Source organism: Bradyrhizobium sp. UFLA06-06, from assembly GCF_054820065.1.
This window is the reverse complement of sequence record NZ_JADFUD010000037.1, coordinates 28,955-48,762: the sequence shown is the minus strand read 5'-3', so window position 1 is coordinate 48,762 and position 19,808 is coordinate 28,955. Positions and strand designations below refer to the sequence as shown.

Annotated in this window: 25 protein-coding genes; 2 read left to right on the top strand and 23 right to left on the bottom strand. The window is 58.3% G+C overall.

Annotated features, from left to right (window positions below; all coding sequences use genetic code 11):
- The first annotated feature begins 449 nt into the window (after positions 1 to 449).
- A complete protein-coding gene (locus tag IF803_RS27420; RefSeq protein WP_016848180.1) occupies positions 450 to 1,193 on the top strand; it encodes an OmpW/AlkL family protein in 744 nt (247 codons plus the stop codon).
- Positions 1,194 to 1,742: 549 nt separating this feature from the next.
- On the opposite strand, the gene IF803_RS27415 is transcribed toward IF803_RS27420, so the two are convergent.
- The 15 genes from IF803_RS27415 to IF803_RS27345 all read right to left on the bottom strand — a co-directional run bounded on the left by IF803_RS27415 (position 1,743) and on the right by IF803_RS27345 (position 11,979).
- Positions 1,743 to 2,090: a (2Fe-2S) ferredoxin domain-containing protein gene (locus IF803_RS27415; RefSeq protein ID WP_035632565.1), complete on the bottom strand. Its 348-nt coding sequence runs from the start codon at positions 2,088 to 2,090 to the stop codon at positions 1,743 to 1,745.
- Between the two features lie 961 nt (positions 2,091 to 3,051).
- A complete protein-coding gene (locus tag IF803_RS27410; RefSeq protein WP_016848177.1) occupies positions 3,052 to 3,510 on the bottom strand; it encodes a Rieske (2Fe-2S) protein in 459 nt (152 codons plus the stop codon).
- Between the two features lie 475 nt (positions 3,511 to 3,985).
- The gene (locus tag IF803_RS27405; RefSeq protein WP_016848175.1) at positions 3,986 to 5,140 is read right to left on the bottom strand and encodes a DegT/DnrJ/EryC1/StrS family aminotransferase; all 1,155 of its coding nucleotides are present in this window, start codon (positions 5,138 to 5,140) and stop codon (positions 3,986 to 3,988) included.
- Positions 5,141 to 5,184: 44 nt separating this feature from the next.
- Entirely contained in the window at positions 5,185 to 5,454 is a 270-nt protein-coding gene (locus tag IF803_RS27400; protein ID WP_016848174.1) for a hypothetical protein, read from the bottom strand.
- Positions 5,455 to 5,489: 35 nt separating this feature from the next.
- Entirely contained in the window at positions 5,490 to 5,849 is a 360-nt protein-coding gene (locus tag IF803_RS27395) for a DUF3024 domain-containing protein (protein WP_016848173.1), read from the bottom strand.
- A gap of 15 nt (positions 5,850 to 5,864) precedes the next feature.
- Positions 5,865 to 6,104: a nitrogen fixation protein NifZ gene (locus tag IF803_RS27390; RefSeq protein ID WP_016848172.1), complete on the bottom strand. Its 240-nt coding sequence runs from the start codon at positions 6,102 to 6,104 to the stop codon at positions 5,865 to 5,867.
- A complete protein-coding gene (locus IF803_RS27385) occupies positions 6,101 to 6,421 on the bottom strand; it encodes a nitrogen fixation protein NifZ (RefSeq protein WP_016848171.1) in 321 nt (106 codons plus the stop codon). Before IF803_RS27385 ends, IF803_RS27390 begins: the two co-directional genes overlap by 4 nt.
- Entirely contained in the window at positions 6,418 to 6,771 is a 354-nt protein-coding gene (locus IF803_RS27380; protein WP_028343130.1) for a hypothetical protein, read from the bottom strand. Before IF803_RS27380 ends, IF803_RS27385 begins: the two co-directional genes overlap by 4 nt.
- 166 nt (positions 6,772 to 6,937) lie before the next feature.
- Complete coding sequence (locus tag IF803_RS27375) at positions 6,938 to 7,162, bottom strand: 4Fe-4S binding protein (protein WP_075968411.1); 225 nt, start codon at positions 7,160 to 7,162, stop codon at positions 6,938 to 6,940.
- 8 nt (positions 7,163 to 7,170) lie between these two features.
- Positions 7,171 to 8,727 (bottom strand): nitrogenase cofactor biosynthesis protein NifB, encoded by a 1,557-nt coding sequence (gene nifB / locus IF803_RS27370; RefSeq protein WP_016848169.1) that lies wholly within the window; start codon positions 8,725 to 8,727, stop codon positions 7,171 to 7,173.
- Positions 8,728 to 9,067: 340 nt separating this feature from the next.
- Complete coding sequence (locus IF803_RS27365) at positions 9,068 to 9,931, bottom strand: SIR2 family NAD-dependent protein deacylase (protein WP_016848168.1); 864 nt, start codon at positions 9,929 to 9,931, stop codon at positions 9,068 to 9,070.
- Positions 9,928 to 10,152: a putative nitrogen fixation protein NifT gene (gene nifT, locus IF803_RS27360; RefSeq protein ID WP_016848167.1), complete on the bottom strand. Its 225-nt coding sequence runs from the start codon at positions 10,150 to 10,152 to the stop codon at positions 9,928 to 9,930. The genes IF803_RS27365 and nifT overlap by 4 nt, the downstream gene beginning before the upstream one ends.
- Positions 10,149 to 11,342 (bottom strand): cysteine desulfurase NifS, encoded by a 1,194-nt coding sequence (gene nifS / locus IF803_RS27355; protein WP_016848166.1) that lies wholly within the window; start codon positions 11,340 to 11,342, stop codon positions 10,149 to 10,151. Before nifS ends, nifT begins: the two co-directional genes overlap by 4 nt.
- Positions 11,343 to 11,360: 18 nt before the next feature.
- Positions 11,361 to 11,639, bottom strand: a complete 279-nt coding sequence (locus tag IF803_RS27350; protein WP_016848165.1) for a hypothetical protein — start codon at positions 11,637 to 11,639, stop codon at positions 11,361 to 11,363.
- Positions 11,640 to 11,658: 19 nt separating this feature from the next.
- A complete protein-coding gene (locus IF803_RS27345; RefSeq protein WP_028343127.1) occupies positions 11,659 to 11,979 on the bottom strand; it encodes a HesB/IscA family protein in 321 nt (106 codons plus the stop codon).
- Between the two features lie 276 nt (positions 11,980 to 12,255).
- On the opposite strand from IF803_RS27345, the gene IF803_RS27340 reads away from it, so the two are divergent.
- Positions 12,256 to 12,846: a hypothetical protein gene (locus tag IF803_RS27340; protein ID WP_016848163.1), complete on the top strand. Its 591-nt coding sequence runs from the start codon at positions 12,256 to 12,258 to the stop codon at positions 12,844 to 12,846.
- A 9-nt stretch (positions 12,847 to 12,855) separates the two neighbouring features.
- Here the strand turns inward: IF803_RS27340 and IF803_RS27335 are convergent, their stop codons facing one another.
- From IF803_RS27335 to nifE, 8 genes are all read right to left on the bottom strand, one after another.
- Positions 12,856 to 13,236, bottom strand: a complete 381-nt coding sequence (locus IF803_RS27335) for a Rieske (2Fe-2S) protein (RefSeq protein WP_028343126.1) — start codon at positions 13,234 to 13,236, stop codon at positions 12,856 to 12,858.
- Positions 13,237 to 13,900: 664 nt separating this feature from the next.
- On the bottom strand, positions 13,901 to 14,752 hold the full coding sequence (locus IF803_RS27330) for a hypothetical protein (RefSeq protein WP_016848161.1): 852 nt from the start codon (positions 14,750 to 14,752) through the stop codon (positions 13,901 to 13,903).
- A 595-nt stretch (positions 14,753 to 15,347) separates the two neighbouring features.
- Positions 15,348 to 15,653 (bottom strand): ferredoxin III, nif-specific, encoded by a 306-nt coding sequence (gene fdxB / locus IF803_RS27325; RefSeq protein ID WP_016848160.1) that lies wholly within the window; start codon positions 15,651 to 15,653, stop codon positions 15,348 to 15,350.
- Between the two features lie 13 nt (positions 15,654 to 15,666).
- Complete coding sequence (locus IF803_RS27320) at positions 15,667 to 15,867, bottom strand: CCE_0567 family metalloprotein (RefSeq protein WP_016848159.1); 201 nt, start codon at positions 15,865 to 15,867, stop codon at positions 15,667 to 15,669.
- Positions 15,868 to 15,875: 8 nt separating this feature from the next.
- Entirely contained in the window at positions 15,876 to 16,346 is a 471-nt protein-coding gene (locus IF803_RS27315; protein WP_016848158.1) for a NifX-associated nitrogen fixation protein, read from the bottom strand.
- 6 nt (positions 16,347 to 16,352) lie between these two features.
- Complete coding sequence (gene nifX, locus IF803_RS27310; RefSeq protein ID WP_016848157.1) at positions 16,353 to 16,748, bottom strand: nitrogen fixation protein NifX; 396 nt, start codon at positions 16,746 to 16,748, stop codon at positions 16,353 to 16,355.
- Positions 16,745 to 18,145, bottom strand: coding sequence for a nitrogenase iron-molybdenum cofactor biosynthesis protein NifN (gene nifN, locus IF803_RS27305; RefSeq protein ID WP_026192299.1), 1,401 nt, complete (start codon positions 18,143 to 18,145; stop codon positions 16,745 to 16,747). Before nifN ends, nifX begins: the two co-directional genes overlap by 4 nt.
- Positions 18,146 to 18,154: 9 nt before the next feature.
- The gene (nifE, locus tag IF803_RS27300; protein ID WP_016848155.1) at positions 18,155 to 19,801 is read right to left on the bottom strand and encodes a nitrogenase iron-molybdenum cofactor biosynthesis protein NifE; all 1,647 of its coding nucleotides are present in this window, start codon (positions 19,799 to 19,801) and stop codon (positions 18,155 to 18,157) included.
- Positions 19,802 to 19,808: the final 7 nt, after the last annotated feature.

Here is a 19,808-nt window from a genome sequence, read left to right as displayed (position 1 = left end):
ACGATCGATCATACGACTGCGCCGCCAACCAATGCGAACAACGATCCTGCCTTATCGCTTGGTCAGGATGGCCGACGGCATGTTCGGCGAGACGGCCGACGTGCGTGGCTCTTCGTAACCAGCGGCGCTCAGATTGCTCGGTTTGAATAAGACATGTCGTCGCCTGCGGTGTGGGAAACCACCGCAGTTCTATCGCGCACAAGATTCCTGCAGCCCGGATTTGATCAGAGCTTTGAGCCGAGACACGGTTATTGAATAGATTCGGCTCAGACGGAATGTTAAACTGAATAAACGATACGGACAGAACCACGGAGCTTCGTGGTCGTGATCCTTATGCAACGTGGCTGCATAATTGCGCTACGTGCGCCGCCATTTTGATCAGCATCAAATCAATCGCCGTCTCCCATGTGTGACAGAGGTCTCGCGCGACTCTTCGCGCGAACTTTGGAATGGAGAATTCGATGAGGATCAAAGCAATTCTGACGACGACATCGCTGCTCGCGCTCGCGAGCTCGTTGGCCAGCATGTCGGTTCAGGCCGCCGATCTGGCGCAGGCCCCTATCTACTACAAAGCCCCCCCAATCGAACCCTTCAATCCGTGGATGATCCGCCTGCGCGTTCTCGGCGTTTTACCGGATACCGCAGGCAGCTCCGTCAATGTCGCCGGGGCGTCGCCGCTATCCTCGCCAGCCTCCGGGCTATCGATCAGCGACCAAGCGGTACCGGAGCTCGATATCACCTATTTCTTCACAAGAAACGTTGCCGCCGAACTCATTCTCGGTGTGAGCCGCCATCACATCAGCGGCACAGGTAAGCTAAATGGACTAGATATCGGCAAGGCTTGGCTGTTGCCGCCAACGCTGACTCTGCAATATCACTTCACCGATTTCGGCCCGCTCAAGCCTTACATCGGCGCGGGCATCAACTACACCGTATTCTTCAACCAATCGGCTGCCAATACGTCGCTCGCCGGCCTTGCCGTGACGGATTTGCACATCGCCAACCAGTTCGGCGCCGCGGTCCAATTCGGCTTCGATTATATGCTTGACCGCCATTGGGGCCTCAACTTCGACGTGAAGAAGTTGTGGTTGCGGCCGGATTATTCGGCGACCGTGAACAATGCGATTGCCGTCACTGGTCGCGCCAATATCGACCCATGGCTCGTCAGCGGTGGCATCACCTACAAGTTCTGAGGCTGGAAACACGCTTCAGTGAACTTCCCGGACGCGCCGGGTCGCCGGACGCGTCTCTCCGTTATAATACAGTACAAACGCCAGCGAGATGATGCGTAAAGACGCGTCGTCTCGCCGGTGACCAGGAGCCACTCCCAGCATTGCTCGCGCTGTGCGTCACGGATGTGTCGGTAAGTGGTGGAAAACAATCAAATCGAGCCACTAGTGATAGGCTCCTGCTCGTGCTTCCCGGCATTAGCAGAAGCGGCCGCCTGCCTATCGGCGCCGAGAATTCAAGGCGGTCGCCCCCTGCGAGAGAACGACCGCACTTGCAAGGACATGAGCTCAGGGCTCTTCGGCCCCGATCATGAGTAGAATCCGATCAAGGCTTAGCTTGTAGCGCATGTTCTTGAAACCAACGCCATAGCGACAAGTAAGCAGTCCCGTGTTGGGCACGTACTGGAAGCGTTAGGGCACCCGATCATTGTCGAACGTTCCAAGATGCTAGCTACTGGGCGGATAGGCCTGCGATGTTCGATACAAAGGGCGAGCGGCGCTCAAGCGACGCCTTTAGCTTCGCCTCAGCACCATCACGAGGCGATCGACACGTTTGCCCTGCTTGAGATGAGAGTCTACGATTTCATCAACGTCCTCAGGCGTGGTGGCGCGATACCAGATTCCGTCTGGATAGACGACCATCAAAGGACCGGAGTTACAAAAGCCAAGGCAGCCCGTCACCGTGAAACCGACATCAGTGAGGTCTTGCGCTTCGATCGCCTTGCCCATCCGATCCCAGAGGGCCTGCGCCCCAGAAGCGCCGCAACTGCCGTGCGGATGATTCGGCGGACGCTGCGTGTTGCAGGCAAAGACGTGATGCCTATAAAGTTGAGGAAGCTCGAATTCGGTTTCTGCGTTCATGCGCCTATCCTGAAATCAACGGCCTCCATCATCTGAAAAGAGACAAGATCCGAGCGCATCCGCCCGAACAACCTGCTCCTCAGTCGAACGCCGCATCGACCAATTGATCCTACTAATTCCCACTCCAGCTTGCGAAAGCGGGCGACATGCCGATGATGATCGCTGACGATCAGCGATACTCGACATCTAGAATATCCTCCTTGATCAGCTTCAACCTCGCGGTGTCTCCCTCCGCATTACTTACGCAACCATCCAACTTTTCCAAGCAAGTTCCGCACCAGATGCGTAGCGATCATTTCTTCAGCGATCTCATTCGATGCTCCGGCGCGATTGACGATTATCCGGCGCGACTGACAATTATGCCGAGGTTGCAACATTGTCGCCCTCCCTTGTTCCATGCGTGACATATGGCACATCGCGTTTGATACGCTCCCGCTTCAGCATTTCGCGTTGCGCACCGTTCGCACGCACAATAGCCGGACCACGCCAACGCGCCCGTTCGTGCATTCGACCTTGGCGGCCGCCACCGGCTGACTATGGTGCGGCACTCGCTAAGGGCATCGCATGAGCGAAAGCTTGGCATTGCAATTGCTACGCCCGCTTCGGCGGTCGTCCAAGAATTGTGACACAGGATCGTCATTCCTCCAGACCAAACGGTCCTGTCAGTCTGGGTCCCCCCATTTCAACCAGCCCAGACGGTGCCCTCGGCGTAACCGCCGAGGGCATTTCCTTCTCAAAGACATCGTATCCAGCGGCGGCAATGGCCTGCTGGCTCGATTTGGTGCGCTAGCGCCAAAGCACCTCCTAGGTGCCGCGAAGGTCGCGGTCGCACGAGGTTCGGCTGTTCGCCTCTCAACGCCAAAGCATTGACGCGCGTCCGCGCCCAGCACTCGCTGGTACGATGGCATTATTCGGCGACAACGCCCCGGAGACGTGTTGAGCAACAGCCAAGTGACGCCTGCTAATCGGGATGGATCGTTATATCCATGGTTTCGTCGCTGTCCTCGAACGGCTCGGAAAACCGATCATCCTCAAGTAGCTTGATGCCACACAGGCAGACGTCACCTTCGATGACGGCGAGTGCGATCGGCTCAAGTGTTTGTCCAGTGCAGGGACCATCGATGCACAGCCCGGTGTCGATCTCAAATTTCGCACCGTGCCGTGCGCATCTGAGAAAGGAGCGATCGGAGGAGAAGAACTCGCCGGAGCCGATGTTGAGCCATAAGCTGTCATGCGGACAACGATTGACGTAGCCTAGATAGTCATCGTCAAAAGTGCGAACCACAACAATTGGAAACGGCCGGCTCTCGCCGCTGTCGTCTACCTGCGACAAGCTAAAGGCCTTGGCGCCACACCGCTCGATGGCATCGACCGGACAGACGGCGAACACCTCGATCTGATCACACATCGGGCCGATCATCCCTTTGCTTATCCAGGCCTCGCAGTTTCCTGCTTGAAAGCTTCGACTGCAGCCCGGGCCAGCCGAAAAACGCCGCGGCCACGAGCGAGCGGCCGATAGGTCGAGCCGGCACGGGTATTGAGGACATCAAACCATTGGTTCGGCGTGAGCTTCGCCGGGCGCTCGCTGATTTGGATCACTCTCCCGTTTGGAGCGAAGCGGACGTGAATGATGACCTGTTGAGAAGTCATGGCAACCCCTATTTGGCCGACTTTAAAGACCCGAGCCGAAACTGACGATCTCTGTTGCGACGTGCTCCGTTTCCGGCAGCTTGCGTGGCCTCCAGCCGCGGCTTGGAGACCGCGCCTCGCTACTTTCGAGCAGGTCTTCTTCGTGCCCACGGCCCCCCTCGGTCGCCCCGCTCATCTCGCGCGACGTTGCAAGTGGGATCATCGCATTCAATCGTGGTCCTTCGATGTGGTGGATGACGCGCATCTCAGTAGATCGCTGCCCCTGCGCCCACGTTGATCGAGGCATCCTTTACGGCTTCGACAATGAACTCGATCCTGTCGTTCGTGAGATGGGTGTGAAACGGCAGCGCCAGGGCGCGATCGGCGATCTTTTCGGCAACAAGGAAATCGCCACGTCGATAGCCGAGTTCGAAGTAGTGGCGTTGCAAGTGCAGCGGATGGCTATAAGCGACGGCTTCAATTTGGGCGACTCGCAGATCATCGACGATGGCATCGCGACCGGATCGCGTGAAGCGTGTTCCAAGATGGACGAGATAGAGCAACCAATTCACCTCGGTCACATGGGGACCAACGTAAGGCGGCTTGATGCCCTCAAATGATTGCATATGCGCGTTGTAGAGCTGCTCCACCAGCCGACGACGCTCCAGGATTTCATCGAGACGCTTGAGCTGCGCCAGACCCAAGGCTGCCGTGAGATCGCTCATGCCGGCTTGGTATGGTGCTGCGGCACCGACGATCACGGAGGAGCGTTCGTCCAGGCGGTGGGCGCGATAGCGACGCAAGCCAACCGCGATGTCGATATCGTCCGTTACCACCATTGCGCCTTCGCCACAACTTAGGGCCAAGGGCTGGGCAAAGTCGAAGACCGCCAGGTCGCCAAACCGGCCGACGAGTTCGCCCTTGTAGCGCGATCCGATTGCTTCGGTGGAATCCTCTAGAAGCGCCAGATGGTGGCGCTGCGCGATCGCCCGCAATTCCGACCACGGCGCGGGATGGCCGTTGGGATTGCCGGCGACAATCGCCCGCGTGTGGGCCGTGATGCGCTCTTCGGCTTTATCTGGGACCAATGTTCCCGACCAATAGTCGATGTCGGCAAATACCGCCCGCGCGCCTGCAAGACCGATCGCATGGACGGTCTCGCGGAGTGAATAGGGCGAAGCGATGACTTCCTGCCCTGGCCCGATGCCGACCGCCTTGAGCGCAAGCACGAGCCCAATGGTGCCGCTCGAGACCGCAACGGCATATTTGCGGCCAAGATAGGCTGCAAAAGCGTGCTCGAACGCCTCAGTGACCGACCCATTGGAGATCTGCGGCGAGCACAGAATCGTTTCCACGGCGGAGAGCTCGGCGAAGGTGATATCGGGATCGGACAATGGAATGAAGGACGTATTTGCCTCCATCCTGTCCGCACCATCAAGCCGATGCGCTGCCAGTTCAATCCCGCTCACCGCGCAACATTCCTTCTTGCCAACACGATGCCGGTCGCCCGCTTCGGATCGGCCGTAATCTGCACGCAGTGATCCGACCCGTCGAGCAAATGCAGATCGAAACGAGGGAACCGCCGGAACGGCTGATCCGTCACATCCGACGCATCGCAGCGAACGCATGCAAGCTGCGGAAAGCGGCGCCGCAGCTCGACAAGGGGGCCCATGTCCGCGCCGTCGACAGCAAGCAGCCCTTCGATTTCAATCAATTCCTCCGCAGTAAGCGCCATCGTGGCTCCTCTAGGACTCCCTAAGGTGGTCGTCGTCATTGCCAGAACAGGCGCTCCGGATCCGCGTTCAACTCATCGATTGCTGAAGTCAAGTGGTGGTAAAGGCTGTAAAATTCCCAGATCCCTTGCGCGTGGTTCTTGCAAAACAGCTTCCAGATCCCACTGACGGTGTCGTAAAGAATCAGCGCGACATCAATGAGACCACCATCCTGGTCGATATTGCGCGAGCAACAGGGACTCTCGATCAGATAACCACCCCTCACTGGCGTCACGTTCGGCGAGACATACAGATAGCGCTTGCGCGAGCTCAAGCCGCGCTCGATCCGCATGCGATCGAGCTCGTTTGGGTGAGGAACCAACCCGGTTTTTACCTTCCTCATCAGCGCGGCAGTCATCGCGAAAGCCCCCCTTCAGAGCACCGTGATTTCTTCTTCAAAACAGCCAATGAGCCGTTGCACACCAAAATCGACAGTATAGATCGGCACGTCGGCTTCGGTATGGATAGCGACTCTGACGATCTCGCCGGTTGCTCCGGCGCCGAGCACGATCCCGTCGGGTTCCGTATTGGGAAAAGAGCCATCGTTGATGAGGTCGACCGCCGCTTTAACGCGTTGGCCCCGCCGATATTTCGGAAAGCGGTCCTCAGTCATGACACAGCCTCTTCCGGCAATGGCAAATCATCGATCTCCTCGCACGCGTCCACCGACTCAAGCTCCTTGCGCTTCATGCCAACGCGGTAGCCACGTTCGAGAAACTCGACGCCGTAGATGTAGAATTGCTGCAGGAACGTTCCGATCGAAACGACGTAACCCACCTCTCCCTTTTTGACCAACACCTCGCCAATCTCTTTGCCGCGAAAGGTGCCATCATTACGGATGGTGCGATTGGCCCGTACCTTTTCGCTAAAGCTGAAGACAGGCGGCCCGCTGAGCTCGACGACGTCGCTATCGCGAACGATTTTATTCATGCAGCGCTCCTCATGGACACGCAGGGCCGCCGCCATACCAGCGCAAGCGAGGCCTGCATCGATTTGTCCTCATTCTCGAAGACATCCCGCGATTCACCAGCGGCAATGCCGCACGCCATTTCAAGGCGGAGATACCGGTCAGGACCGTGCTGCGGTGCAGTTCGCACCCTCGGCAACAGTCCCTGCATATTCTCGAATCGCACGGAGGCGTTCGGGTCGTTCGCCATGGCTAACGGCCACTCATCGCGGACAACCCATGCCAGAGAGTGGCGGCACTCGACCTCCGCATGACTCATCAATCGGTAGAACAGCTGCAGCGATGCGGCGCGCAACGGCGCGATCAACTTCATTGTGCTGGCCGGCCAGCATCGGCGCCATTCCTCGCACATCAAGCGAAGATCCGGGCCAGACGGCGAGGCTGCGATGGGGCTCGCTTCGCAGGAGCAGGCGCATGGGCTCATTCCTGGGCACGGTTCGCATCATCAAGCGGCGGCAATCCGTTCACTGGGCTCACCTTTAGGCTGGCGCCTGGTATCGCGCCAAGGATGTGTCAACAACGCAGGTATTGTCGACTGGACAGGCGGCGACGCATTGCGGCTCGTCGAAATAGCCAATGCATTCGGTACATTTTGCCGGTTCAATGACGAAGCTCCCCGCCTTCTCAGAGATTGCAACGTTCGGGCACAAGGGTTCGCAGGCTGAGCAGCTCGTACACTGCGAAGCAATGATCTTGAATGGCACATCCCCCCCTACGCCGCAGAGATCACGGCTTTCTGCCGAATCGACGCGTCGCCGCGCTTCACGTGCTGGATCTCACCGCTTTTCACCCGGTCGAGATAAGATCGGAACCAGGAGATCGCCGACTTCTCAAACAACTCATGCGCGTATTGATCAACCGGCTCGATTCCGGCCTTGATCAGGTTGCTTTTCGGGCTGCCGCCGATTTTGGCCACGAACACCGCGTGGCAGTCATTGATGCCGCGAATGATAGTCGAAAGCCTATCCTTCTCCCCATCACCGCCTTGGCAGTAGACGTCTACGCGGCGGTGGCCGACGAATTTAGTGCCGGATGTGGAAAGTTCGTAGACTTGGAATTCCCTCGCATGTCCAAAGTGCTCGTTGATCAGGCCGGAGCCTTTGGTTGCGACTGCCACCAGAAGCGAGATCTCGCTCGCCGCTCCGGCCAATTCCCCGAGCTCTTCTTTGCTGGCCGCGGCCTTGGCAGCACGCTCATCCTCTACCCGGTCTTGGTAAGCCTTGCGCATCTCGAGATCGTATTTGACGTCCATCTTCATGACTCGGTCGGTCGTAAACTCTGCGCTGCGATCTTCTCCGAGTAGACCCACAGCATCGGCACGGCACTGACGGCAGTGACGCATCATGTTCATCTCCCCTTCGCAAGCATTTTGCAGCGCCTTCAATTCCTGCGCTGTCGGCCCGCGTTGACCGTTGAGGCCAAACACCGTGCCGTACTCGGGTGCGGAGATCAGCGGCATGATATTGTGGAGGAAGGCGCCGCGCGACTTCACCGCCTTGTTCACTTCGACCAAGTGACCGTCGTTGATATGCGGGATCATCACAGAGTTGACCTTACACAGGATCCCCCGTTCGCTAAGCATCTCCAAGCCTAGCAGCTGGCGATCGGCAAGTACCCTTGCCGCGTCGAGGCCGGTGTAGCGCCTGTGGTTGAAGAAGATCCAAGGATAGATCTTGGCGCCGATTTCGGGGTCGATCATGTTGATGGTGATCGTGACATGGTCAACCTTGGACTTGGCGATGACGTCAACATAATCTGGCAGGCTCAGCCCATTGGTTGATAGACACAGCTTGATGTCCGGAGCCGCTTTGGCGACGAGTTCGAACGTCTTGAACGTCTTTTCTGGATTGGCCAGCGGATCGCCGGGACCGGCGATGCCAAGCACGGTCATCTGGGGAATAGTGGCCGCGACCGCAAGCGCTTTCTTTACCGCCTGCTCCGGCGTGAGCTTCTCGCTCACCACGCCCGGACGTGATTCGTTGGCGCAGTCGTATTTGCGGTTGCAGTAGTTGCACTGGATGTTGCAGGCTGGCGCTACTGCGACGTGCATGCGCGCGTAATGATGATGCGCCTCTTCGCTGTAGCAGGGATGGCTCTTCACTTTTTCCCAGATCTCGGTCGGCAGATCGCCTTGCCCTGCCCGCGAGCCGCAACTCGCCTGCCCGGAGTTGGACGAGGTGCGGCAGCCCTTATGCTCGGCGGCCTGCACCATCTTGCTGGCACCTACCGCAGCTTTGGCACATTTTCCGCGCCCGACGACCGCGTTCATTTTCCATGTCTCCCTGCAGGCAATCTTCGGCTTCTCAGGACCAGCCCCGAGAGCCTCAGCAAGAGCAGTAGCAACTCATATGCCATGGTAGAGTCGATGCGATTGTAGCCATACGCCAAACAGTTAGCTGGAACAGCAACGCAACCGAATGCAAGAACAGCAACCATGCGCGTGTTTGAAAGCCAACAAGCACGTCGTATTCCTGCCGCCGAGCTCCACGGCGGGTGCATTCATTCAAACGCCAAGCATGCGCGATCCCGGCTCCTTCCCCGTTGACCTTGATGCGATACGGCATCTGACAATAGGCCGATGCGAGCTGGCGGTCCGGCTTCGCAACGCGCTAATGGGTGAGCAGTATCTCGACTGCGCGAGGCAATCCAATCGCAAGCGGCGTCAGGCCCTGCTCGCGCAGAAAGCGGAGCTCATTGCGTGAGAGCGCATCCAGATCAACGATCGCATAGTGGGTTTTGGCTGTACGCTTGATGATTTGCCGGGCATAGCTACGCAACAGCTGGTCGTTGAACCGACAGCCGATGAAGAGAAAGCTCTGTCCGATCCGCCTTTCCTTGATGATGTCCGGAATCGGTGTCTGGATGTCGACTTCGGTCAGCACCTCGACATAGTCCGCGTCGGAGATCAGGAAGTTCTTTGCCGGCTGCACACCGCCATGCGGCTTGTACAGCACCGTCGCCCAGCCATCCGCCACGACACCGTCGACCTCTTGGCCAATCGAGTCATAAAAGCGATACCAGCGATTCTCGCCAATGCTGGCGCGGGTGATACCCTGCACTTCGCCCCATCCATCGCGCTTATCCAACGCCCCGCGCATCGCGCCATCATACCATGTATCGACTATGACGGGCAGCGACAGAGACGCAAGATGATCGTGCAAGGCGGTCGGCTCGACCGGCCGAGCAAAGGCCTGCGCCATCAATGCCGTCACGGTGGAGCGATGTTTGTTGATTTCGATGTGCTGCGCCGCGGCCCATGCATTGCTCTTGGCCCGTCGCGGCAACGCGACCTTGCTGGCGAAGAAAGCAGATAACGCCTCAGGCGTCGTCGGCACATCGGGTCTGGACAGTTCGGCAAGGCCAGGACCGATATAGGGAACAATGCTCGCGGCCCTCAGCCCGGCAGCAACGTCCGCGAGAATGGCCTTAGCATCGGTTGCGTTGACAAAATCGATTTGCACGGGCGCATTCACGGATCGTCACCGTTTTCACCTCGTTTCTTGGCGTTGATCGTCACCGGCAAGCGCGTATCGCTAGCCATCTGCGGTAAATCGAGCACCCAGCCATTGGCTATTTTGATCCAGCCGCCCCATAGCGTCTCGTGCTCGGATTCCACGATCGACTCTTCGAGATCCTTTTTCGGCACGTAGATCGACAGGCCCGAGTCCGGAGCGCGGCGAATCATGATCTTCACGAGCTCAACTCCCTCGACTGCCGCGCATAGCTGGGCAGACTGGCCGATCCCCGCAAATTGGCGCGCAGGCGAGCCACGATGTCGGATAGTACGCACACGACCTCATCGACCTCCGCAACAGAGGTTTCACGCGACAGAGAAAAGCGCACCGCGCCGCGCATACTCCGCTCCGGCACCCGCATGGCGCGCAGAACATGCGATGGCTCCATTGAGCCGGACTTGCAGGCTGCTCCCAGCGACACTGCAATGCCCGCACGATTGAGATGATGGACGATTGCTTCGCTTTCAAGATCATCGAACGCGATATTGGCCGTGTTGGTTAGCCGATTGCTAGCATCGCCGAGCACCGCGCACTCGCCGCTGCGCAAAATCCCCTGCTCCAGGCGGTCGCGCAACGCACCAATGCGAACACGCTCCGGCTCGAGCCGCTCCACCGCCAGCTCCGCAGCTTTTCCAAGACCAACGATGCCGGGGATATTCTCAGTACCGCCGCGGCGCCGACGTTCCTGCGATCCACCCCAGATCAGCGGCCGGAATTTTGTCCCTTTGCGCAGATAGAGCGCGCCAATCCCTTTTGGGCCATGCAGCTTGTGCGCCGAAAGCGACAGCATGTCGATCGCACTGTCCTTCAGGTCGACGCGTTCCTTACCGACGGCCTGGACCGCATCGGTGTGAAACAGCGCGCCTGCCTCACGGGTCAACCCGGCCAGAAACTCCACGGGAAAAATCGTACCGGTCTCGTTATTGGCCCACATGGTCGAGACGATCGCCGTGCGGGGCCCGAGCGCGCAGCGAAACGCCTCGATGTCGAGCCGGCCGCGGGAATCTACCGGTATGATATGTGTCTTGACGCCTTTCGGCGCCAATTGCTCGACCAGCGAAAGGATGGCGGAGTGCTCAACCGAGGTGGTAACGATCTCGTCACGGCCTTCCTGGCTCGCAAGCGCCGAGAGGATGGCAGCATTATTTGCCTCGGTCCCACCTGAGGTAAAAATGATCTCATGATCGTCGGCATTCCCCAACAGATCCTGCAAGCTACGGCGCGCCTGCTTCAGCGCGGTTGCGGCCTCGCCGCCAAAGGCGTGGCTGGATGAGGCATTGCCGAATCGCTCGGTGAAGTAAGGCAACATGGCTTGCACGACGGACGGATCAGTCCGCGTCGTCGCGTTGTTATCGAGATAAATCGGCACCTGATCCCCCACTCAATCTCACGCCTTGGCTGCTGCAGCAACCGGGATGAAACGGACGAATTCGCCGAGTCTCTCGACAAGCCGCGCCTGCATGCCTTCCAACGATCCGCTCAAAAGCTCGCAAAACGCGCTGCCACCAACGCTGACCACGTTCCTGCTGCCACCGATCCGGATCACTCGACTGCCGTCACCCCGTTGCAGAATGGGTCGGATCTCCTCGAGTACGGCGCGAATGCGCGGTTTTCGGCCGTTCACGGCGGCCTGCAATTGCCTGAGTTGCTCTGATTCGGCCAGCATGCTTGATGTCTCTTTCATATCAGCTGAACGATTTTCCGCAGGAGCAGCTCGAGGTGGCGTTCGGGTTGTGAAAGGTGAAGCCTGAGCTCTCCAGCGCCATCACGAAGTCGATGGTTGTTCCGACCAGATGTTGATGGCTCTTGTCGTCGACAAACACCTTCAGGTCACCGCACTCAATCACTTTGTCGTCGGGCTTCGGTTCCTCAACCAGACCCATCGTGTATTTGAACCCGTTGCAGCCGCCTGCCTCGACCATAATGCGCAGGCCGCCAGCTGGCTGTGTCGATGATGAAATCGCACTCTTGACCGCATTCACCGCGCTATCCGTCAGGTTGATCATGGCTTATCCTTCATCTGCTTAGGACTGCGTGCTCTTGGCAAGTCATGTGCCAGCGTGCAGACATTTGATGATGCTTGCCTTTTCGGGCCACGCCTGTTGACTTTGGTACTCGTGTCGAATTTCGGACAAGGCTGCTTCAGGCTGTCGGTGCCCATTTCACGCCTTTTCCTTCCCGGCTATGCCGCAGACCGCTGCACATGGGCGGCAAGCAATTTGCATTGCATCTCGCACCGACGCCGAAGCGTTGGTGAAACGCTTAGATCGAGGAACGTTCTAATGACTGCAATCGAGAACACCGCACTCGGCAGACTTGAGAAGGAGGGTCGCCTGCTCAATGCCGTATTCAAAGGCGGGACCATTAAGCCTGGGCGGTTCGGCTTTCGCGGTGACGTCGCACTGAAATTCCAAACCCAGGTCGCGGACGAGAAGCGGCCGCCGGACTATTCGATCGAACAAGTTTTGACCATCGCCCATGATGGAGAGCGAACCATTCCGGTGCTAGCCGGCTATCTGCATTCCTTCGCCTATCTTGCCGACGTTGCAGGCGTGCTGGACGGCGCGTTAAGCCCCGACGGCAGCTACTTCATGTTCTGCAACAACATAGATCTGCTGGCGAAATACCGAGTCAGGCTTGGCGATGCCACTTTCCACGTCCTTCCGTGCGACGAGTCCACAGTTTGGAAGGAGATGATGGACCTGGTCGGAATCAACAAGGACGACATCAAGAAGCTCGATTCAGGTGGCAAGCTGGATTACCTGCTCGATGCGGCAAAGAATCTGGATCTGTCCTGTGATGAGATCTCGTACGAAGATGGGCTGAAGAGGATGGAACCCGTGAAGAATCGAAACGAAAATCGGCCGGTCTGAGCGCTGGCTTCATTCATCAAAAGGCGTATCGTCTTCGACAAGACGCACGCCGACGACACAGATATCACCATCCAGAACTGTCAAGGCGATCGGCGTGAGCGCTCTGCCCTTGCACGGACCTTCGACGCACCGGCCAGTGCCAAGTTCGAAGGTCGATCCGTGTTTACCGCACATCAGCCGGACGCCGTATGGATCGAGGAACTCGTTCCGCTCCCAGTCCAAATTAACGCCGTTGTGCGGGCATCTATTGAGATAACCGAGCACCGTCTTGCCCCAGCGCACCACAACGATAGACCACGGCCGCTGATTGCCGTCGTGATCGACGATCATAAGACGGAATCCCATGGCCCGGCGGCTTGGAATGTCGCTAAGACCGCAAATCGCGTAAATGGCGTCTGACTGCGTTCATTGCTCGTCGATTACGACGACACGCTTCATATCACCTGTATCAACAATGCGACAACCGTAGGAGCGCGCCAGATTGGCTCCGCATTGTAGCACTCGAGACGTACAAGCTCGCCTGTACAACAACTCACTCGCGTTGGTGCATGATGAGACGAATCCCGCGCAAGCATTGATCTTCTAGCCTTTCGAAGGTTCCGCTTTCGTCCACAGTCAGGCGAGTCGCATCGCACTGCGGAATGGTGCGGCTGTCTACGGCATGTGACGAAGCACACCGTCTCTTTGTATTCTCGATCTTCGCATGTGCATAGATGTGCTCGCGTTTGCGGGCCCGCGCAGCTTGACTGATGAGAATGATGCATTTCAACCAAGACCGTCGAAAATGCAGGGACTGCTGAATGCTCCGCAGACGCCGCATTGACCGCCAGCTAACAACGCCGCACGCGTCGTTGCTGCAGTCGATCTAATAGCTGGCAGCGAGGCACGCCTTAAAGTCGGCGTGCCCGCTGTTGGCGGTAACCGCGGTCACCGCCAAAATCATCCTTGGGCGCACACCGGGAGCGTGCGCCTCATCAGGCCATAGCCTTCGCTGGCGCGCGCAATCCACGAAACGCCAGCCATTTCCTGCCGGCTCCCGCGACTTACAGCTGCTCTACTCTGTGTGCAGCCCCGCAAGGGCGCGCTCCAAGTAGTAGTATTCTGTCGAATCATCTTCGTCAGAAGAGTCAAACTGGCGAGGCGCTTGGGTCGCGCTATCACCATCCCCTGCCTTGGCGAGGTACTTTGTAGGCTTGCCTACTCGCTGCCACTCATCGTTCTCATTCTTGGTCCACACTTCCGGATGCTGGTGAGGATCAAGCACCCAGTGGTTTCGCCCCACGTGAACAAAACCCATTTCCGCCAGGCGGGGTTCCATCCCGCCTAAGGCTGGTTTTGACAAGATCAGCGGCTCAGCGCCGTTGCGCGCATCAATTCTCAGTTGATGTTCCAGCAGAATATCGCCCGCATTCTCGACCAGGGGATGTGTCACCCGAAGGTCTACCACAGACGTCAGATCGTTGCGGCCAAACTGGTTCCGGAAGGCGTCTCCTTTGATCCGAACCGGACCTCCCACTCTTAAGAGGCCGACCGTTTCGTCACCCAATTTATAGCTGAAAAATTTCGCTGGCCTGGACAGATCATCGTAGGTGTGGAGATAGCTTCCAGCGACCGTTGCTGCGCGCTCAGCTTTCTTGGATACGAAATCCGAGTACTCTTCCCGGCTACTTGCGATGCTCTGGATATCAGAACCCAGAAATCTCCACAGTCCGTCATTGAAGGAAGAGCGATCGATCTCGGAAATGGGCGGATTGGATTCCAGAGAGTATCGCGCCGGCGACGCCCCACTTGAACCGACGCCTGCAACCATTTCCGTAAAATGCGAGCTGTCCCCCGCCTCTCCCGCTTCATCAGCTTGGCTGGCGCCTGTGGACGGGCTCGATGAGCCAACGATTCTGCCATACATCAGATCGCTCTCCTATCGGCAAATTTCCACGCTGTTGAGCTCGTGCCGCGCAAGCTCTGCCGACTAGAATACACAGCCTAGCTTACCGCAAGCTGACCCAGATAGCGCAAAGCCTCTGTCCGCCTCGCACGCTACGACCAGGCGCTCCGCGCGCATTCGCCGCACGCGCAACTCATCGAATTGCATTCGGTGAGTGCACATTACGTCATATGACGATGGTCCATCCCTCAAGGACTGGCCACTCATCGCCACACGCGCGATCGCCTTTCATTAGAGCACTTGCAGGCTGGGGGTTTGATCAGATACTTGAACAAATGCACACGTCTATCGAGGACCGGCCCGCCCTTACGCTCTCGTTTTCCAGTTCTGTGCGTTTTAGTCGTGTGCTGCCGATATCGACCATTTCGTGACGCGCTGTTGCGCTGTCCCCGCCGTTCGGTGCAGCGGCATCGTCGGGCCGCGGCAGGTCGTCTAGACCATCGAGACTATCAGCGCAGGCCGGCCTGATCTTCACGCCCGTGTTGCACGCGACCAGCAATGGCTCTCGCCCGCTACATGCCGCACGCCTGCCGTAGGGACAGACCCGGCCTTCGGCTTACGCAGCTTCGGTTGCGGCTGATCCGTGGGTCTGACAACTGGCCGGGCAAACTCTGGCGCAGGCTCCGCAGCCGATGCAGGCGCCCTGATCATTCAAAACCATGATCTTCTTTTCAATTTCGTCGTCATCGTCATCGTCATTGTCGAGGTCGACAAGTTCGCCACTTTCGTTGATCCCCCTCAACGTCATGACATCTCGACCGCACACCTTGAAACACCGGCCACAGCCGATGCACTTGTTGGCATCTATCGAGATCAAGTAGTCCGGCGTCCAGTCGCGGCCATCACGCGTTGCAAATGACATGAATCGGCCTCCTCTAGTTAACTTCCAGCGCCTTCAAATCATGGCTCTTGCGTTCGAGTTCGGCATAGGCATCATGCGCCTTCTGCGCCACCACCATGATCGATGTCCAGTTGATGGGAAGTTCTTCCGAGAGGTCGTGCAGATCCATTTTGGCCTGGAGCGCTTTGGCCGAAAGTTTCTTTAGCTCCGCCTTCAGTAGTTCACGATCGCTCATGAATGCCCTCAATAGTTTGCCACGTCCGGAAATTTCCGAATCAAGTCGATTCCGCCCCTGACATATTTGTCACCCTCCTGCGCGAGCTTTGCGAGGTTATCGAAGCCGAAGCGATGCATATCGCGCAGCTGCCTGTTCACGGCGATCAGCCGCCCCCCGATCAGCACCATGCGGCCAAAACCTTCATGATGCATCTTCAGCATCGGCTGGATCATCACGCCGGTAGCCCTCTCGATCGAGAGTGCGACTGCATTGAAGAACAGCTCCAGCCGCCACAGCGTGTCGGGATCAGGATCGCCGACAATCGGCAGTGCCCGTCGCTTCTCCTTGTCCAAGATATAGGGTTCAAGCAGCTCGAAATCGCTCTTGGCCTCCCAGGCTTCGTAGGTATCCTGAGCGCGCCATATCTTGACCAGTTCCTTGAGGAACGGGGAATCGAGGGCGTCGCCCTGCTGCGCCATTTCTGTGGCCTCGGTCATCTCACCTCATTCGTCGAACTCGAATGTGCGCCGTTGGTCCTTCGCCAAGGCCTTGCGTAGCCACGGCGGCGGCGTGCCGTTCAATACGCGCTCGAGCTTTTCGAGCAGCGCTAGGATGTTTTCTGGCTTGTTCACCTTGATAGGATGGATGTTGTTGGCCACGACCCGCGCAGCACCGGCACCGCCGATGGCGGCAACGTACAGGATCGCGCAATCTTTGATCGCCTCGATCTTCGGCGCCAGCTTGTCGTCGTTGCCGTCTTCCTTGAGATCTCCTTCGAACTCAACCGCTTTGAGAAACACGTGCCCGTTTGGCGCGACATCGTAGATAGCGATATTCTTTGCCCACCCAAAATGGGCATCGACGCGTCTTAGGTCTTGCGTGGCGAATGCGACCTTCATGCAGTCGACCTCTCAGCTGCGCTGCGGTGGCCCGACGTTAGCGGCAGTGCCGCCAAAGGCCTCCATCTATCGGGCGTCGGCTGATGATTCTCCTCGCGGTCCGCGATCACAAGATTGGCGATATCAAAGATCAGAGCGCGCGTACCACGATAACCGACGGATAGCTGGTGCCCTGCACCAAGCCGATCGAACATCGGAAAACCGGCTCGATAGAACGGGATTTTCAGCCGAGCCGCCGCTTGCCTGCCATGCGAATGCGTGATCAGCAGGTCGCAATGCTTTGTTCTGGCTAGCTCTTCCAGATCCTCAAGATCGCCGATCAGCACCTCCTTGGTCTTGATCCGCTCGATCACCGCCGACTGCGTGGTCGTCACCGCCGCGCTCACCTGCGCGCCCATCTCGTGCAGCATACTGGACAGGTCGAACAGCAGGTCTGGCTCGGCCGCGATTGCAAGTTTGCGACCACCAATATGGAAGTGCGCGTCCAGCATTGCGTCAGTGAGCTGGCCGCGCTGGCGCCGATATTTCGATGGCACGGGGCGGCCGCTGATCTCGCTCAGAAAAGTCACGAATTCGTCGTTCGGACCGAGACCGCATAACCGTTCGAACAGGCGAAATGGCACGCCGGTCCTGGCCTGCATGACCTCTGCTGCTCGCCGCATCTGCCCGCCTATCGCGATAGTCCACCCTGCGCGGCCCATGCTCGCGATTTCGTCCACGCCGATGCCGCCGATGGTCGTTGGGGTAAAGTCATCAGGGATATGCCCGTCGAGCGACCCCGCCAGATCAGGCAGGAAGGACGGCCGCAACCCAAAATCCTCCAGGATGGCACGAAGTTCATCAAGATCACCCGGCGTGAGGTGGCATCCTGGAAGAACATTCACCCTCGATGGATCGCGCAGGCCATTGACGTTTGGCCCTTCCACCAGCAACTCCACAATGCTCGCCACGGCCTTCTCCCAGCCGTCCTGGAACGCCCCCTTGAAATCAGGCGTCGAGACATAAACCAGCGGTAATTTCGCAAGCTGCGGATGCTTGTCCCGGATCAGCTTGAGGTAGGCATCGACATCGTCTCCATTGGTCTCGGTGACACCGGTCGAGCAGATTCCGATGATCTTTGGCTTGGTACGATTGTAGATATTGAGTATCGCCTGCTCGAGATTCTCATAGCCGCCGAGCACGGTCGCGACCTCGCTCATCGCAGTGGTCTGCAGCGGTACAGCCTCCTTGAAATGCCGCACAAAGAGGGTGAGCCCGAAGGAGGTGCAACCTTGTGAGCCGTGCAAAAGCGGCATCGCCCCGCTTAGCCCCATGAACGCAAATGCGCCGCCGATCGGCTGGCTCATCTTCAACGGGTTAACCGCGCATGCTTTTGTCGGCAACGTCGCGATGGCCATGACACCTTCCTATTCGGCGGCCTGCAGCCCGGCGGGCGGCGCGGACGCCAGGACGTCCTCGATGCGTCGCTTGCAGCAGCCACCGACGGCATTGGTGTGATTTCTGACTGCCTCGACGCTCCTCAGGCCATGCGCGTAGATCGCATCTTCGATCGTGCCGAGATCGACCGTGTTACAGGAGCAGATCTTTCTCGCTCGCCGCGCCGCTTCGGCGAGCGCCGGATCGCGCGCGATCGCCGCCACCGGCGATTGCATCTGCAACATCGCGTTGGCCAAAGCCTCCCATGGCGCCGGTCGACGTAGCTGGTCCCACATCGGGTTAGAGAGCGACTTAGCGATCTCCTCCACCAGCTTGACCATTCCGACATAACCCATATAGGCGTGGCAACGCTCCTGGTTGACATCGAGCCAAGGCATCGCCGCCTTCAATGCAACGAACTGCGATTTGCCGCCCGAGAGCATGATGTCCGCCTTGGCGTTCTTCAGCATTCTGTACATTTCGCGCGGCGTCATATCCTCGATCATGTGGGCATCTTGCCCCATGAGCAGCTTGATGCGTTCCTTGTCCTCCCTCGTCGACTTCTTCACACTGGTTCCGACCATTTCAAGGCCGGCTTCCTGTAGCGCCGCAACGACCGACCATGACTTGACGCCGCCGGTAATCAATAAAGCCTTCTTGCCTTTGAATCGTGGCTTGTACGGCTCGATCGCAGCCCACGCTCTCGCCTCCTCGCGTGCGATCACCGCTTCGGTGCGCCCGAGCAGCTCTTGCGGCGCGCCACGTTCAACCAATAAGCGGGCAATCTGGCGCAGCGAATAGCTCGAATCCTGAATACCGTAGAATGACCCTTCGAAGAACGGGATCCCGTAGCGTTCCTCCATCTTGCGTGCGACGTTGACCATGGCCTTCGAGCACACCAGCATCGCTGCCCGTGCGCGATGGGATGAAGCGACTTCGCGATATTTGCCATCGCCCGAGATGCAAGACAGAATCCGGATGCCAAGCTCTTCGAACAACGGCTTTACCTGCCAGAGCTCTCCCGAGAGATTAAATTCTCCGATCAGGTTTACATCGTACGGCGTGGCGTAGTCCGGCTCCTGCGTTCCGATTACATAGTCGAGCAAGGCCTCGCCGGCGAGCTTGTTACCGAGGTTCTTGGAACCAACGAACCCCGGGGAATTGATCGGAATCACCGGCTTGCCGAACCTTTGAGACGCCGCCTTGCAGACCGCGTTGATATCGTCGCCGATCATGGCCGGGATGCAGGTCTGATAGACGAAGATTGCGGGCGGGTCGCGCTTGTCGATGATCTCTTTGATCGCTTTGCAGAGCCGCTTCTCGCCCCCAAATACGATATCGGTTTCGCTCATATCGGTTGTGAATGCCGTGCGCCACAGACTAGAGCCGGAGGACGCCGCGCCGCGATTGTCCCAAGAATTGCCTTCGCATGCGATCGGACCATGCACGAGGTGAGCGACGTCGGTAAAGGGCTGCAGCGCAATCTTGGCGCCGTCGAAGGCACACCCGCCCGCAGCGCCGCCCGGCTGCAGTTGCTTGGTGCAACCCTTCTTGCGCTCAGCCTCCGACTTATTGCCATTCTTGGCGCAGCCCGGCTCGCTGAAGATATCCTGGACCGTGGCCGCTAGCGAACTCATCAGCTTT